The following is a 14,208-nucleotide window of genomic DNA, read 5'->3' as shown; positions in this document are numbered from 1 at the left end:
CTTTTACTGGCCTCTTCGCGAGCAAGCCCGCTCCCACATTGGGATTGTGGTGTGTATAAGTTCTGAGTACACCACAAGTCCCCTGTGGGAGCGGGCTTGCTCGCGAAGGCTTACTAACCCGCGACACAACACTCAGGGCAGTTCGATTCGCTCAACTTCCCCCGGCACCGTCGGCCAATCCCCGGCCGCCCATTTACGCCGCGCCTCATCAATTGTTGCCGGATCGCTCGCAACAAAATTCCAGTTGATCCGTCGTGGTCCGTCCAGCGGTGCGCCACCGAACACCACTGCGTGCACATCACTCTCGGCAGACAGGCTCAGCTCTTCCCCGGCGGGCAATACCACCAGTGCATGTGGCTCAATCGCCTCGCCATTCAACTGTGCCTCCCCACTCAACACATAAATCGCGCGTTCCGCATGCTCGGTCGGAATCAGCAAAGTGGTCGCGGTCTGCATCTTCACTTCCGCGTACAGCGTAGGAGAAAGCACTGGCACCGGCGATTCCAGGCAAAAGCCTGACCCGGCGATCATCCGAATCTGCACGCCAAGGTTATCGCTGACCGGCAGGGTTGCCGCCGGGTGATGGCTGTAATGTCCGTGGCCTTGCTCGTGATCCTTGGGCGAGGCCAGCCAGATCTGCAGGCCGTGCATCGTGAAGCTTTGCTCCCACAACGGCTCGGGCGTGCGCTCGACGTGGGCAATCGCACTGCCGGCGGTCATCCAGCTGACATCGCCGGCGCTGACCACCTGATCGGAGCCAAGGCTGTCCTTGTGCTGGATCTGTCCTTCGAACAGGTAGGTCAGGGTCGATAGACCAATGTGCGGATGCTGTCGGATGTTCATGCCTTTGCCCGTCGGATAAACCGTCTCGAGCATGTGGTCGAAAAACACAAAAGGCCCGACGCTGCGACATTTGGCTGACGGCAGCGGGCGCAGGATCGGCTGGCCTTCGACGTCTTCGGCGCGCGGGCGGATGATCAGTGGTTGCGTATCCATGGTGCATTCCAGGCTGAGCGGGTGATGCCAGAAGCATAACCCGCCGCTGGCGTGAGGGAGATTACTGGCTGTCGAAGCCCTGTGGGGCGTGGGTCTCGATACTGACTTCGCTGGTGGTCATCAGTTTATGGATCGGGCAGCGATCGGCGACGCGCAGCAGTTCTTCACGCTGGGCATCGGTGAGGACGCCTTTAAGGGTGAGCGTCACGTGCAGAACGTATTTGCCTTTCTGCTCTTCGCTGTTGTCGCGTTTGACCTCGACACCCACGCCGGTCAGCGGGATGTCTTTCTTCTTTGCGTACATCTTCAGGGTCAGGGCCTTGCAGGCGCCGAGTGCGGCGTCGAAGTAGTCGTGTGGCTCGGGTGCCGAGCCTTCGCCGCCGGCAGATTTCGGTACGTCGGCAAACAATTGGTGGTCATCGATCTTTACGGTGTGACGAAAACCTTCGGCGGAGACGGTATTGACGGTAACAGTCATGGCAACCTCACTGGCAGTAGGAAAAAGTCGTGCGATCAAAAAAGACCTTGCAGTTATAGAGCATTCCTACGGATGCGCGTTCCACTTTCCTGCAGGATGAACCCTTGTCATCGGCTCAAGGTCTAGGCTATGCCTACCTGCCGGAGATTACTTGTGTCCTTGTTTCGTTTGAGTCTTGCCTGCCTGCTGGCCTTTGCCGGCCCCGCCAGCGCCCGCGATTACACCTACAGCGATGCGCACCTGCACTACGTGGATTTCTTCCAGGAAACCGCTGGCATGGCGAAATTGCTCACGGCCATGCAGGACAATTCCATCGACCATGTGATGATTTCCGGTATTCCCGTGGCGAAGAAGTGGCACGAGGACGAACCCAAGCGTCCGCGCTATTACGCCGGCGATGATGCCGATGCCTACTGGTACAGCGCCACCGATGTGATCGTTGCCGATGCGGTGCAAAAGCTGACTGCGGAGCAGCGTCAGCACTTTCATCCGTTCCTGTCGGGCTTCAACCCCAATGACAAGAACTCCGCCGCGCACATCCAGCGCATGCTCGACCTGTATCCGGGGCTGTGGCAGGGCATTGGCGAGGTGTTCACCCGCCATGATGACCTGACGGCGCTGACCGCCGGCGACACACCTCGGGCCAATAACGAAGCGATGAAGCGGATTTATCACCTGGCAGCCGAAAATGATCTGCCAGTGATGCTGCATTCCAATATCACCTCCAAGCGTGAGAGAAATCCGCTGTATCTGAAGGAAATCGAGGAGCCGCTGCGTATTCACCCGCACACGCGTTTCATCTGGGCTCACGCCGGTACCAGCGCCGAGATTCATCGGCACCAGACGCAGCTGAAATTCCTCCTGCCCACCGTGAGCCGGATGCTTGAGGCCTACCCGAACCTGTTCATTGATCTGTCGTGGAGCATGCTCAGCCCTTATTTGCTGGACGAGCAGGGCAGGCCGCGAGCGGAATGGCTGGCGTTGGTGGAAAAATACCCTGAGCGCTTCATGGTCGGTTCGGATGTTGTCGGCCGATTCAACAAGCTCGGTCAGGAAATGCACAGTTTCACCCCGTTCCTTGATGCCTTGCCCGAGGATGTCGCCCGTAAAGTGGCCCGGGACAACTTCCTGGCAATATTGCCGCGAACAGCGGCAAAGTCCGAGAAAGCGCGCTGAATCGTTAATGCCAAGCGTTGGAAGTATCAAGGCCTTTTGATATCAGCTTTTCGTCTTACGCAATTCTTCGCCGGGCCGATACCTTCTAAGGCAACCAGCTGCAGGGTTGATGCAGCGCTTTTGGAAGGAACCAAAGTAATGAGCATCCGTAGTCTCAATATCGCGCCGCGTGCCGGCCTGGGTTTTGGTGTACTGGCGCTGATGGTATTTGCCTTGGGGGCGTTCGCCCTGCTGCAAATGTCGAACATGCGCGCCCAGTCTGATGAGGTCGACAACAACTGGCTGCCGAGCGTGATGGCGGTCGGCGAGATGAGTCAGGACATGCTGCGCCTGCGCGCGCTGACCATGCGCCTGCTGCTCAATCGCGATCCGCAGGCGCTGGAGCAGAACGTTACCAAGATCAATGAGCTGCGCGGTGTTTTGAGCGAGGCGCAGCAGCGCTATGACGTGCTGATCGTATTGCCCGAGGAGCGAACGTTGTTCGATCGCTTCAAGGTCGCCGAGCACAAGTATCTGGAGCTGCAGGCGCAGGTCATGCAGTTGTCTGCACAGAATCGTGTCGAGGAGGCCGCAACGATCCTCAACGGTCAGATGAGCCCTTTGGCTGACGACATGGCGGTGACCCTGAAGGAGCTGGTCGAGCTGAACAAGCACAACGCCAACCTCGCTACTGAAGCCGCACGGCTGGTGTTTATCAATTCGCGAGTGTGGGTCGGGGTGATGATCGGTATTACGGCGCTGATCACCATCGGTCTGGCGTTGCTGTTGACCCGCAGCATCGTTCTGCCTCTGGCACAGTCGCTGGGCGTGGCTGAAGTGGTGGCCGGCGGCGATCTGACCGGCGATATCAGTATTTCCGGGAAGGACGAGCCGGCGCGGCTGCTGCAGGCGCTGAAAAGCATGCAGCACAACCTGCGCGACACCATCCGGCAGATTTCCGAGTCGTCCAGCCAGCTGGCTTCGGCGTCGGAAGAGCTGAGCTGCGTCACCGAGGACGCTACGCGCGGGCTGCATCAGCAAAGCCTGGAGATCGAGCAGGCCGCCACGGCGGTCAATCAGATGACTGCCGCCGTGGAAGAGGTGGCGAGCAACGCCGTGGCGACTTCCGAAGCATCACGCGAGTCTGACCGCATTGCCCAGCATGGGCGCGAGCAGGTCCGGCAGACCGTGACTTCAATCGAATCGCTGGCCGAGGATGTCACGTCCAACGCAACGCAGGTCGAGGATCTGGCGCAGAAGGTTCACAGCATCAGCAAGGTGCTCGATGTGATCCGCTCGATTGCCGAACAGACCAATCTGCTGGCGTTGAACGCGGCGATCGAGGCGGCACGGGCCGGTGATGCTGGTCGCGGGTTCGCAGTGGTCGCTGATGAAGTGCGGGCGCTGGCGCATCGCACTCAGCAATCGACTCAGGAAATCGAACAAATGATCGGTGGCATTCAGCAGGGTACCGATTCGGCGGTGAGCTCCATGCAGCAGAGCAACATCCGTGCGCATTCGACCCTTGAGCTGGCCAAGGCTGCGGGTGTGGCGTTGGAGGAGATCGCCTCAGCGTTCACCTTGATCAACGAACGCAACCTGGTGATCGCCAGTGCCTCGGAGGAGCAGGCGGCGGTGGCGCGGGAGGTGGATCGCAATCTGATGAACATCCGCGATCTGGCGATGCAGACGTCGGCGGGGGCGAATCAAACCAGTGCGGCGAGCCAGGAGCTGTCGCGGCTTGCGGTGGATTTGAACAATATGGTGGCCAAGTTTTCGGTCTGAGCTGACCCTTGATGATTGCACTCACCCCCTGTGGGAGCGGGCTTGCTCGCGAAGGCGTTGTATCAGATACATCTTCGTTAGCTGGCAGACCGCTTTCGCGAGCAAGCCCGCTCCCACAGTGATTGTGTGTCACTTGGGAATCGCACGCACAAAAAAGCCCCGCATCTGCGGGGCTTTTCGTTGTAGCGGCGGATCAGCTGCCTTTGACTGGCTTGCCGTTGACCGTACCGTCCTGGAGCATGATGTTGTACTCCTTGCCGTCGGTTTCGACCTGTTGCAGGCGGACCAGCAGGTAATCCCAGTCCTTGGCGAACCACAGGACAGTGATGCGCTTGCTTTGTGTCGGGTCGCGCACGCGCTCGACTTTGATCGCATCGATCTGGCCGGCCTTGGTGTCGACTTTCTCGGCACCCAGTACACGGAAGTCATAGGTATCGACATCGCTGCCATCGACCACTTGATAGCTCATGGTCTTTTTGCCGGCGGCCAGGTCGTGCTGCAGTGCCAACTGGTAGGTGGATTTGTCGACCATGCCACGGTTCAGTGCAACCTTGATAGGATCGCCGCGATCGGTGCCGGTGACCATCTTGGCATTCCAGTCGAAGTCCAGATCCATTTTCTTGGTTTTGCCCAGACCACCACGTTCGAAGTGGTAGGACTGTGGCAGCAGGGTGTCCTTGTCCAGAGTCAGGGTGCTTTCTTCGGTCAGGCTGGCGATCATCATCGACGCCTTGAAGCTGAGTTTCCAGACGCCGTTGGCTTCCTTGGTCAGGCTGCGTTCGGCGGTGCCGCTCATGGGCAACTGTTTCCAGTCGGCGGTGTAGCTGGCGGAGAACGGTTGAAGGTCTGCCGCCTGCGCGAAGGGCAGGGCGAACAGAGCGCAAGCGAAGAGCAGGGCGCGACGCATAAAATCTCCTAGTGTCGAATCAAGTGGCCGCTGGCCGCGAGTAACTGGCCATCCAGTAAAGCACCTTGTTCACCAAGTGCCAGCCGGCCTTCGGCAAACCAGCGCACGGCCATCGGGTAGATCAGGTGTTCCTGGACATGCACTCGCTGCGCAAGTGTCTGCGGCGTGTCGTGCAACTCTACCGGTATTACTGCCTGTACGACCAGTGGTCCACCATCGAGTTCCTCGGTGACGAAGTGCACGGAGCAGCCGTGCTCGGCATCGCCGGCCTCCAGCGCGCGCTGATGAGTGTGTAACCCTTTGTATTTGGGCAGCAGCGACGGGTGGATATTGAGCAGGCGACCCTGGTAGTGACGCACGAAATCAGCGCTGAGAATGCGCATGAAGCCGGCCAGTACCACGAGTTTCGGTTTGAATTCGTCGATCAGTTCGATCAGGGCAGCATCGAAGGCCTCGCGACCTTCGAAAGCCTTGTGATCCAGCGAGCGGGTGGCGATACCCGCGTCACTGGCGCGTTGCAGGCCGTAGGCGTCGGCGCGGTTGGAAATCACCGCAGCGATGCGAACCGGGCTGTCGCCGGTTCGCGTGCTGTCGATCAGAGCCTGCAAGTTACTGCCGGTGCCGGACAACAGCACCACGACATCACAGGTAGGCATTAGTGAGCCTTGAGGTTTTTCAGCTCGACCTGTGCAGCGCCTTCGGCAGCGGCAGCGATCTGGCCGATGACCCAAGGCTGTTCGCCGGCGTCACGCAGGGTGTTCAGGGCCACTTCAACGTGCTCCTGAGCCACGCAGATCACCATGCCCACGCCGCAGTTCAGCACGCGGTGCATTTCGGTCTCGTCGACATTGCCTTTCTCTTGCAGCCAGTCGAAGACCGCCGGGCGAGTCCAGCTGGCCACGTCAACCACGGCCTGAGCGCCTTTTGGCAGAACGCGCGGGATGTTGTCCAGCAGGCCGCCACCGGTGATGTGAGCCATGGCTTTGACCGCGCCGGTGTCTTTGATCAGCTTGAGCAGTGGCTTCACGTAGATGCGGGTCGGAGCCATCAGCAGGTCGGTCAGCGGTTTGCCGTCGAGCTGGATGTTTTCGATGTCAGCGCCGGACACTTCGATGATCTTGCGGATCAGCGAGTAGCCGTTGGAGTGCGGGCCGGACGATGGCAGGGCGATCAGTGCGTCACCGGTGGCGACTTTCGAACCGTCGATGATTTCAGCCTTTTCCACGACGCCGACGCAGAAGCCGGCCAGGTCGTAGTCTTCGCCTTCGTACATGCCAGGCATTTCAGCGGTTTCGCCGCCGACCAGCGAGCAACCGGACAGTTCGCAGCCGGCGCCGATGCCGGTTACAACCTGGGCGGCGGTGTCGACGTTGAGCTTGCCGGTGGCGTAGTAGTCAAGGAAGAACAGTGGCTCTGCACCGCAAACGACGAGGTCGTTGACGCACATGGCGACCAGATCGATGCCGATGCTGTCGTGCTTGTTCAGGTTCAGCGCCAGGCGCAGCTTGGTGCCAACGCCGTCGGTGCCGGAAACCAGTACAGGCTGCTTGTAGCCGGCCGGGATTTCGCAGAGGGCGCCGAAACCGCCCAGGCCGCCCATGACTTCCGGGCGCGCAGTGCGCTTGGCGACGCTCTTGATGCGTTCGACCAATGCTTCACCGGCGTCGATGTCTACACCGGCGTCCTTGTAGCTCAGGGAGGGTTGCTTGCTCATGATCCAGGCCTTTAGGGGAGGGGATTCAGGGGTAACGACCGAGTTCAGCGGGAACATCGAAATCGAGAGGGCGATGGCCTCACGCGAATTTCGGGGTGCCCGGCTGTTGCCGGTCTGCGAAGGCGCGCGATTTTATCAGGCTTGAGGGGCAGCGGCCATCCTCGTGCCGACGGGCAGGGGCATAATCGGTGGAAATTTTTTGCAATTGTGCCGGGTGGCTGCCTGTATAAGGTGTGGCAATTAACCGTCTATCGTTATCACTGTGCAAAAACTTACCGCTGCCGTGTGAATGTTTTGCGATGGCAGATTGTCACAGCCTTGCTTAACCGGTTCACGCGGCCTGTTCCAGCCGCTCCTGTCGACGGGAATTTTCCATGCGTTTTTGTAAATTGTTGGTTGTGGGTTGTTTGTCGGTCGTCAGCCTGGCGAGTCATGCCGAAAACCTCAAAGGTCTTTATCAAGTACGTCAGCCGGTGAGCAGTCAGGCCCCGGAAGAGCGTGATCGCGCCACGCAGGCGGCGCTCGATACGCTGGTGTTGCGTCTGACCGGTGACCCCAAGGCCCCGCAGAATCCGGGGCTGGCGGCGATTCGCAAGGACCCGCAGCAGATCATCAGCCAGTTCGGTTTCGATGCCGGGCCGCCGGAGGTGCTGAAAGTCGATTTCGATCCGGCCACCACCGAGCAGGCGCTGCGTCGGGCCGGGCTTTCGTTGTGGGGGGCGAGTCGCCCGTCGATTCTGAGCTGGTGGCTGAACGATTCGACTGAAGGCTCGAGTCTGGTCGGCGACGGTCAGGCTGCGGCTGCACCGCTGCGTTCTGCGGCTCAGCATCGTGGCTTGCCGCTGCGTTTGCCGCTGGCGGATCTGAGTGAGCAATTGGTGGCCACGGCGCCGGTGCTCGATGGCACCGATCCCGCGCCTTTGCGTGGGGCCTCGGAACGTTACGGTGCGGATGCCTTGCTGGCGGTGCATGCGCACGAACAGGGCGGGCAGTGGCAAGCCAGCTGGCATCTATGGCTGGGCGATCAGAAAGAGGCCGGTAGTGTGCAGGGCGCCGATCAGGCCGCGGTGGCCGATGCGGTGATGCTGGCGGTGGCCGAGCGTCTGGCGCCGCGATTTGTCGCCAAGCCTGGCGCTTCGGGTCAACAGACGCTGGAAGTGCAGGGCATGAATCTTGAGCATTACGCCACGCTGCTGCGGTTACTCGAACCGTTCGGTGTGCGTCTGCAAAGTGTCGAGGGTGATCGCATCGTGTATCGGGTCAACGGCAGTGCCGATCAGTTGCGTTCGCAATTGTCGCTGGCGAAGTTGCAGGAGTTGCCGGCCGAAGCACCGACGCCAGTGGCAGCGCCGCAGCCAGTCGTCGCAGGTGCGGCGCCTGTTGCGGCTCAGGCGCCTGCACCTGTAGCGCCTTCGTTGCGGTTTCGCTGGTAAGTCTTTCCTTATATAGAAGCAGGAGTGATACATGGCCGATTCGCGGCGTTGGTTCTGGCTCGGTGGGGTAGTCCTGCTTTGCGCGTTTGTCTGGTTGCTGCATCCGATCCTCACACCGTTCCTGGTGGCGCTGCTGCTGGCGTATCTGTTCGATCCGCTGGTGGATCGTCTGGAACGTCTCGGCATGTCACGCACCTGGGGCGTGATCGCGGTGTTTGCGTTGTTCACTCTGATCGTCACGACGTTGCTCTTGGTGCTGGTGCCGATGCTCGCCAAGCAGTTGGTGCGCTTGTACGAACTGGCACCGCAGATGCTCGACTGGCTGCAGCACACTGCACTGCCGTGGGCGCAGTCGAAGCTTGGGTTGTCGGACGGCTTCTGGAAGTTCGACAAGGTCAAGGCAGCGATCAGCGAGCACATGGGCCAGACGACCGACATCGTCGGTGTGGTGTTGAGTCAGGCGACGGCCTCGAGTCTGGCGTTGATCGGCTGGCTGGCGAATCTTGTGCTGATTCCGGTGGTGAGTTTCTACCTGCTGCGCGACTGGGATGTGATGATGGCCAAGATCCGCAGCCTGCTGCCGCGTGATCGTGAAGAAACCATCGTCTCGCTGGCGGGTGAATGCCACGAGGTGCTCGGCGCGTTTGTGCGCGGACAGTTGCTGGTGATGCTGGCGCTGGGCGTGATCTACGCCGCGGGCCTGATGATTGTTGGTCTGGAGCTTGGGCTGTTGATCGGCCTGATTGCAGGCCTCGCGGCAATCGTGCCGTACATGGGCTTTGTGATCGGCATTGGCGCAGCGCTGATTGCCGGGCTGTTCCAGTTCGGTGGCGATCTGTATCCGATGATCGGGATCGTCGCGGTGTTCATGGTCGGCCAAGCCCTGGAAGGCATGGTCCTGACGCCGCTGCTGGTGGGCGACCGGATCGGCCTGCATCCGGTGGCGGTGATCTTTGCGATCCTGGCCGGTGGCGAGCTGTTCGGCTTTACCGGCGTCCTGCTGGCACTGCCGGTGGCGGCGGTGATCATGGTGCTGGTGCGTCACGTGCACGATTTGTACAAGGACTCGGATATCTACAGCGGGACAGATGAGCCCGAGTTGTAATCCGATCACGGGCGGCCCGGCATTGCGCCGGGTTGGCCTGCGTTTTGCGCAGGGTTCGCACGGCAGCGCGTCAGAGAAACTGTCATAAAACCAGCGCATTAACGCAAACCTTTGATTTTGCTTGGGGTCTGTCGCATTGTGCGCTCCGCTTCACGGGTATAAACTTCGCAAACTTTACACAGAGGCCACTAACGGTTCCTTGAGAACTGTTCAGTCAGCATGAAACCGATTCAGCTGCCCCTAGGTGTGCGTCTGCGTGACGACGCCACCTTCATCAACTACTACCCAGGCGCCAATGCCGCTGCACTCGGCTATGTCGAGCGCCTATGCGAAGCCGACGCCGGCTGGACCGAAAGCCTGATCTACCTGTGGGGCAAGCATGGGGTAGGGCGTACGCATCTGTTGCAGGCGGCTTGCCTGCGTTTCGAGCAGATGGGTGAGCCCGCGGTGTATCTGCCACTGGCCGAGCTGATGGATCGTGGTATCGAAATCCTCGACAACCTTGAGCAGTACGAACTGGTCTGCCTGGATGACTTGCAGGTGATTGCCGGCAAGGCAGACTGGGAAGAGGCGATGTTTCATCTGTTCAACCGTCTGCGTGATAGCGGTCGGCGCTTGCTGATTGCTGCTTCAACCTCGCCACGCGAGTTGCCGGTGAAACTGGCCGACCTCAAATCGCGCCTGACCCTGGCGCTGATCTTCCAGATGCGCCCGCTTTCCGATGAAGACAAATTGCGTGCCCTGCAATTGCGCGCTTCGCGTCGCGGTCTGCACCTGACTGATGAAGTCGGACACTTTATTCTGACCCGCGGCACCCGCAGCATGAGTGCATTGTTCGACCTGCTCGAACAGCTGGATCAGGCCTCGTTGCAGGCGCAACGCAAGCTGACGATTCCGTTCCTGAAAGAAACCCTCGGCTGGTAGCCAGCCCTTGAAATACGCGGGCTGGAGCACGTTTCGGCATATTTCAGGCGCCAGAAAATCCGCTTTTCCACACCGTGTGCAGACCGCGTATCGATTCAAATGGGCTTAAGCGCTTAGATGTAAACGAGAAACCGGGAAGTCACAAAAAGATCGATTGAATTTGCAAATGAGGCCGATAGCGGGCATAGTCTCGGCTTCTTTACAACTTCAGCCACGGTCGTGCCCATGCTAAATCGCTTCGCACCCCTCGTGCCTCTCGCACTCGTCACCCTGTTGTTCGGTTGCGCTGCTCATTCTCCAGTTCAAGAGCAGCCTCAACAGGTTAAAAATTCTGCCACTGCCCAGTCTTCCGTTATTTACCAGGAAGAGCTGGACACCGAAAAAGAACTCTCGGACTTCAACAAGAAGCCGTACGAGCTCCCGGTTCTGGCCGACAGCATCCTCGAACGCGGCATGTCCCTGATCGGTACCCGTTACCGTTTCGGCGGTACCTCTGAAGCCGGTTTCGATTGCAGCGGTTTCATCGGCTATCTGTTCCGCGAAGAAGCCGGCATGAATCTGCCGCGCTCCACCCGCGAGATGATCAACGTGGACGCCCCTCTGGTCTCGCGCAGCAACCTTGAGCCGGGCGATCTGCTGTTCTTTGCCACCAATGGTCGTCGCGGTCGTGTGAGTCACGCCGGGATCTACCTGGGTGACAACCAGTTCATTCACTCCAGCAGTCGTCGCAGCGGCGGTGTTCGCATCGACAGCCTGGGTGACAGCTACTGGAGCAAGACCTTCATCGAAGCCAAGCGCGCCCTCGCGATGGCACCGACCGTGGTCACCGCTCGCAAGTAATTCCCCCGTTGTCGCCACGTCCGTGGCGACAAAAACGGTGCCCGGCAAGGGAGTAGACCTAGACTTTACAAGGTGAAGTTAAAGTCTTACTTGAAGTTTGCCGCGTAGCCGCTAGAATCCTGTATCTATATTGATGGCAAACCGCCTGCGTGCTCCGCAGGCGGTTTTGTTTCTGTCCATTCGGCAGAGAAAGCCGCAGCCAGATCAGGATGTTCTGCTTATGACGATGTCGGCCCGCCTCACAGTGATCTTCTTCGCAGCGCTGCTCAGTGCCTGCGCCAGCCGCACTCCGCCGCCTGCGCCCGTCGTACGCGCCCCGGTGGTGTTCGGGCCTTCCCAAGCTTTTTCGCCTGCTGCTGAAGACGTGCTGTTTCGCGCGCTGGGCCTGGTCGGCACGCCTTATCGCTGGGGCGGCAACACACCAGACTCCGGGTTTGATTGCAGTGGCCTGATCGGTTTCGTCTACCGCGATGCCGCCGGTATCTCCTTGCCGCGCTCCACCCGAGAGATGATCGTGATGCAGGCGCCGAATGTCGGCAAAGAAGGGTTGCAGACCGGCGACCTGATCTTCTTTGCCACCAATGGCGGCTCGCAGGTCAGCCATGCGGGGATCTACGTCGGGGAAGGGCGTTTCGTGCATGCGCCGGCGACGGGCGGCACGGTGAAGCTGGACAGCCTGTCAAAGGCGTACTGGCAGAAGGCGTATCTGAGTGCCAAGCGGGTGTTGCAGCCGGAGCATCTGGCGCATAACCCGTAAACGCTGAAAATCTAAATGTGGGAGCGGGCTTGCTCGCGAATGCGGTGTGTCATTCACCCATGATGTTGAATGACCTGACGCTTTCGCGAGCAAGCCCGCTCCCACATTTGTTATGTGTCGGGCCCTGATTTATTTAGCGGACGACACCCGCCAAACCTTGTTCCCCACATCATCCGCCACCAGCAAACCACCTTGCTGGTCAATCACCACACCCACCGGGCGGCCCAAGGCGTTCTCATCCTTGTCGAGGAACCCGGTCAGCACATCCACCGGTGCTCCGTTCGGCTTGCCGGCGGCGAACGGTACGAAAATCACTTTGTAGCCACTGTGCGGTTTGCGGTTCCACGAGCCGTGCTGGCCGACGAAGGCGCCGTCCTTGAATTGCGCCGGCAGGCTGTTGCCATCGGCGAACGTCAGGCCCAGCGAGGCGGTGTGCGGGCCCACGGCGTAGTCCGGAGCGATGGCTTTGGCCACCAGATCCGGATTCTGCGGTTTTACTCGCACATCCACGTGTTGACCGTAATAGCTGAATGGCCAGCCGTAAAAACCGCCGTCCTTGACCGAGGTGATGTAGTCCGGCACCAGGTCGCTGCCGATTTCGTCACGCTCATTCACCGCTGTCCACAGCGCACCCGTGGTCGGTTCCCAGGCAAGACCGTTGGGGTTGCGGATGCCCGAGGCGAAAATCCGGTGGTTGCCGGTGGCGCGATCGACTTCCCAAATCGCTGCGCGACCTTCTTCTTTATCCAGACCATTCTCGCCGACGTTGCTGTTCGAGCCGACGGTGACGTACAGCTTGCTGCCGTCCTTGCTGGCGATGACGTTCTTGGTCCAGTGGTGGTTCAGCGTGCCGCCCGGCAGGTCGGTGACCTTGATCGGCTGCGTCTTGATCTCGGTCGCGCCGGGTTCGTAGTGGAAGCGCAGCAGGCGATCGGTGTCAGCGACGTACAGGTCATTGCCGACCAGGGTCATGCCAAACGGCGAATTGAGGTTTTGCAGAAACACCGTGCGCGTTTCGGCCACGCCATCGTGGTCGGCGTCGCGCAGCAGGGTGATGCGGTTCGGGCTCGGCACGCCAGCACCGGCCTTGCCCATGACTTTCTTCATCACCCAGCCACGAATGCCGGCGCTGTCATCGGGTTTCGGTGGGGCGTTGGTTTCCGCCACCAGCACGTCGCCGTTGGGCAGGACATAGAGCCAGCGCGGATGGTCGAGGCCTTCGGCAAACGCTGCCACTTGCGTGCCGGCTGCAGCGGTCGGTTTGCCGCCGGCGGGCCAGCCGATCGCCGGGGCGATGTTCACCGTCGGGATCAGGGTTTTGTTCGGTTCAGGCAGTTTCGGTGACGGGCCGGTGCCGTCGGAAACTTGCAGGCTGGAGGATTCACCACAGGCGGCGAGCCCTCCGGCGAGGGCGATGACGAGAGCGAGTTGGGTTTTGCGCATTACTGATCTTCCCTATGAATGCATGCCTAATCATAGAGGAGTGTGCGCACCCGATGGTTCAACCGCTCAACCGCGGGCCTCTTTGAACAGCACGGCGATGCCCGGGTGATAGTTGCCCGCTTCGCTGCGCAACTTGCGGTAGGCGTAGGGGAAATACCAGGCTACTGCGCAGCAGTGTTCCTTTTGCAGGTCGTCGACCATGTCCTGCAACTCTTCGGGGCTGGCGCTGTGCTGGGCCTTCTGCGGGGCGACGAACAGGCAGCCGAGCTTGAGGTCGCTGGCAAAACTGATGCGTTTGGCGTCGCTGGTGATCTCCAGCAGAGCCTGGGTCAGGTTGAGGTTGTTGACTCGCGGCCAGCGCTGGGTCGCCTGAAGGTAGGCGCGGTCTTCGGCCCCGGCGATGAACAGGTCGGCGCGGGCGTTGCGTTCGCCGTCCTCGTTCTGTTTGCGCGTGGCGGTATCGCAAAGAGTCACCAGCTCGGCCATCCATGCCGCCGCGGAGAGCAGTCCGAGATTGGCTTTCTCGTCATGCCAGTAAGGGGTGTCGTTGTCGCCGCGTACAGCGTTGTAGCGGTCGATACAGTCAAACCAGCGTTCAAGCATCGGGCGCAGGAATTCCAGGCGCGGGTTGCTGATGATCATGCCTTGCATCGTCATCATCCTTATTGTTG

14 protein-coding genes are annotated in these 14,208 nt (G+C 60.2%); 7 read left to right on the top strand and 7 right to left on the bottom strand.

What is annotated here, in order from left to right:
• Positions 1–132: 132 nt before the first annotated feature.
• Together LCH64_RS12470 and LCH64_RS12465 are read right to left on the bottom strand one after the other, a co-directional pair.
• On the bottom strand, positions 133–996 hold the full coding sequence (locus tag LCH64_RS12470) for a pirin family protein (RefSeq protein WP_226500416.1): 864 nt from the start codon (positions 994–996) through the stop codon (positions 133–135).
• A gap of 61 nt (positions 997–1,057) precedes the next feature.
• A complete protein-coding gene (locus tag LCH64_RS12465; RefSeq protein WP_226500415.1) occupies positions 1,058–1,474 on the bottom strand; it encodes an OsmC family protein in 417 nt (138 codons plus the stop codon).
• A gap of 129 nt (positions 1,475–1,603) precedes the next feature.
• Here LCH64_RS12465 and LCH64_RS12460 point away from each other — a divergent pair, with 129 nt between their 5' ends.
• Both LCH64_RS12460 and LCH64_RS12455 read left to right on the top strand, forming a co-directional pair.
• Positions 1,604–2,650, top strand: a complete 1,047-nt coding sequence (locus tag LCH64_RS12460; protein ID WP_226500414.1) for an amidohydrolase family protein — start codon at positions 1,604–1,606, stop codon at positions 2,648–2,650.
• Positions 2,651–2,788: 138 nt separating this feature from the next.
• The gene (locus tag LCH64_RS12455) at positions 2,789–4,414 is read left to right on the top strand and encodes a methyl-accepting chemotaxis protein (protein ID WP_226500413.1); all 1,626 of its coding nucleotides are present in this window, start codon (positions 2,789–2,791) and stop codon (positions 4,412–4,414) included.
• 193 nt (positions 4,415–4,607) lie between these two features.
• Here LCH64_RS12455 and LCH64_RS12450 read toward each other — a convergent pair whose 3' ends face one another.
• The 3 genes from LCH64_RS12450 to purM are packed head-to-tail and all read right to left on the bottom strand — an operon-like array spanning position 4,608 to position 7,035.
• Entirely contained in the window at positions 4,608–5,321 is a 714-nt protein-coding gene (locus LCH64_RS12450; RefSeq protein WP_103521559.1) for a DUF3108 domain-containing protein, read from the bottom strand.
• A gap of 8 nt (positions 5,322–5,329) precedes the next feature.
• Positions 5,330–5,977: a phosphoribosylglycinamide formyltransferase gene (gene purN, locus LCH64_RS12445; protein WP_003223038.1), complete on the bottom strand. Its 648-nt coding sequence runs from the start codon at positions 5,975–5,977 to the stop codon at positions 5,330–5,332.
• On the bottom strand, positions 5,977–7,035 hold the full coding sequence (purM, locus tag LCH64_RS12440) for a phosphoribosylformylglycinamidine cyclo-ligase (RefSeq protein WP_003223039.1): 1,059 nt from the start codon (positions 7,033–7,035) through the stop codon (positions 5,977–5,979). The genes purN and purM overlap by 1 nt, the downstream gene beginning before the upstream one ends.
• Positions 7,036–7,409: 374 nt before the next feature.
• On the opposite strand from purM, the gene LCH64_RS12435 reads away from it, so the two are divergent.
• The 5 genes from LCH64_RS12435 to LCH64_RS12415 all read left to right on the top strand — a co-directional run bounded on the left by LCH64_RS12435 (position 7,410) and on the right by LCH64_RS12415 (position 12,094).
• Positions 7,410–8,468, top strand: a complete 1,059-nt coding sequence (locus tag LCH64_RS12435) for a DUF2066 domain-containing protein (RefSeq protein WP_103521558.1) — start codon at positions 7,410–7,412, stop codon at positions 8,466–8,468.
• A 31-nt stretch (positions 8,469–8,499) separates the two neighbouring features.
• Entirely contained in the window at positions 8,500–9,573 is a 1,074-nt protein-coding gene (locus tag LCH64_RS12430) for an AI-2E family transporter (protein ID WP_003223041.1), read from the top strand.
• A gap of 219 nt (positions 9,574–9,792) precedes the next feature.
• Positions 9,793–10,497, top strand: a complete 705-nt coding sequence (gene hda / locus LCH64_RS12425; protein ID WP_003223042.1) for a DnaA regulatory inactivator Hda — start codon at positions 9,793–9,795, stop codon at positions 10,495–10,497.
• Positions 10,498–10,722: 225 nt separating this feature from the next.
• Entirely contained in the window at positions 10,723–11,337 is a 615-nt protein-coding gene (locus LCH64_RS12420) for an NlpC/P60 family protein (protein WP_103485436.1), read from the top strand.
• Positions 11,338–11,557: 220 nt separating this feature from the next.
• Entirely contained in the window at positions 11,558–12,094 is a 537-nt protein-coding gene (locus LCH64_RS12415) for a C40 family peptidase (protein WP_027614054.1), read from the top strand.
• A gap of 129 nt (positions 12,095–12,223) precedes the next feature.
• Here LCH64_RS12415 and LCH64_RS12410 read toward each other — a convergent pair whose 3' ends face one another.
• The gene (locus LCH64_RS12410; RefSeq protein ID WP_226500412.1) at positions 12,224–13,537 is read right to left on the bottom strand and encodes a sorbosone dehydrogenase family protein; all 1,314 of its coding nucleotides are present in this window, start codon (positions 13,535–13,537) and stop codon (positions 12,224–12,226) included.
• 66 nt (positions 13,538–13,603) lie between these two features.
• Positions 13,604–14,188 carry a hypothetical protein gene (locus LCH64_RS12405; RefSeq protein WP_103485439.1) on the bottom strand — a complete coding sequence of 195 codons (585 nt, stop codon included), beginning with the start codon at positions 14,186–14,188 and terminating at the stop codon, positions 13,604–13,606.
• Between the last annotated feature and the right edge of the window lie 20 nt (positions 14,189–14,208).

This window comes from Pseudomonas sp. MWU16-30322 (genome assembly GCF_020515535.1).
In the GTDB taxonomy this organism is placed as follows: Bacteria; Pseudomonadota; Gammaproteobacteria; order Pseudomonadales; family Pseudomonadaceae; genus Aquipseudomonas; species Aquipseudomonas fluorescens_H.
Note: the sequence above shows the minus strand (reverse complement) of the source record. Positions and strands in the feature narration are given on the sequence as shown.

Coding starts and splice junctions, on each gene's coding strand:
- LCH64_RS12470 (WP_226500416.1), bottom strand. CDS start 996: ATGGATACGCAACCACTGATCATCCGCCCGCGCGCCGAAGACGTCGAA.
- LCH64_RS12465 (WP_226500415.1), bottom strand. CDS start 1,474: ATGACTGTTACCGTCAATACCGTCTCCGCCGAAGGTTTTCGTCACACC.
- LCH64_RS12460 (WP_226500414.1), top strand. CDS start 1,604: ATGCCTACCTGCCGGAGATTACTTGTGTCCTTGTTTCGTTTGAGTCTT.
- LCH64_RS12455 (WP_226500413.1), top strand. CDS start 2,789: ATGAGCATCCGTAGTCTCAATATCGCGCCGCGTGCCGGCCTGGGTTTT.
- LCH64_RS12450 (WP_103521559.1), bottom strand. CDS start 5,321: ATGCGTCGCGCCCTGCTCTTCGCTTGCGCTCTGTTCGCCCTGCCCTTC.
- purN (WP_003223038.1), bottom strand. CDS start 5,977: ATGCCTACCTGTGATGTCGTGGTGCTGTTGTCCGGCACCGGCAGTAAC.
- purM (WP_003223039.1), bottom strand. CDS start 7,035: ATGAGCAAGCAACCCTCCCTGAGCTACAAGGACGCCGGTGTAGACATC.
- LCH64_RS12435 (WP_103521558.1), top strand. CDS start 7,410: ATGCGTTTTTGTAAATTGTTGGTTGTGGGTTGTTTGTCGGTCGTCAGC.
- LCH64_RS12430 (WP_003223041.1), top strand. CDS start 8,500: ATGGCCGATTCGCGGCGTTGGTTCTGGCTCGGTGGGGTAGTCCTGCTT.
- hda (WP_003223042.1), top strand. CDS start 9,793: ATGAAACCGATTCAGCTGCCCCTAGGTGTGCGTCTGCGTGACGACGCC.
- LCH64_RS12420 (WP_103485436.1), top strand. CDS start 10,723: ATGCTAAATCGCTTCGCACCCCTCGTGCCTCTCGCACTCGTCACCCTG.
- LCH64_RS12415 (WP_027614054.1), top strand. CDS start 11,558: ATGACGATGTCGGCCCGCCTCACAGTGATCTTCTTCGCAGCGCTGCTC.
- LCH64_RS12410 (WP_226500412.1), bottom strand. CDS start 13,537: ATGCGCAAAACCCAACTCGCTCTCGTCATCGCCCTCGCCGGAGGGCTC.
- LCH64_RS12405 (WP_103485439.1), bottom strand. CDS start 14,188: ATGCAAGGCATGATCATCAGCAACCCGCGCCTGGAATTCCTGCGCCCG.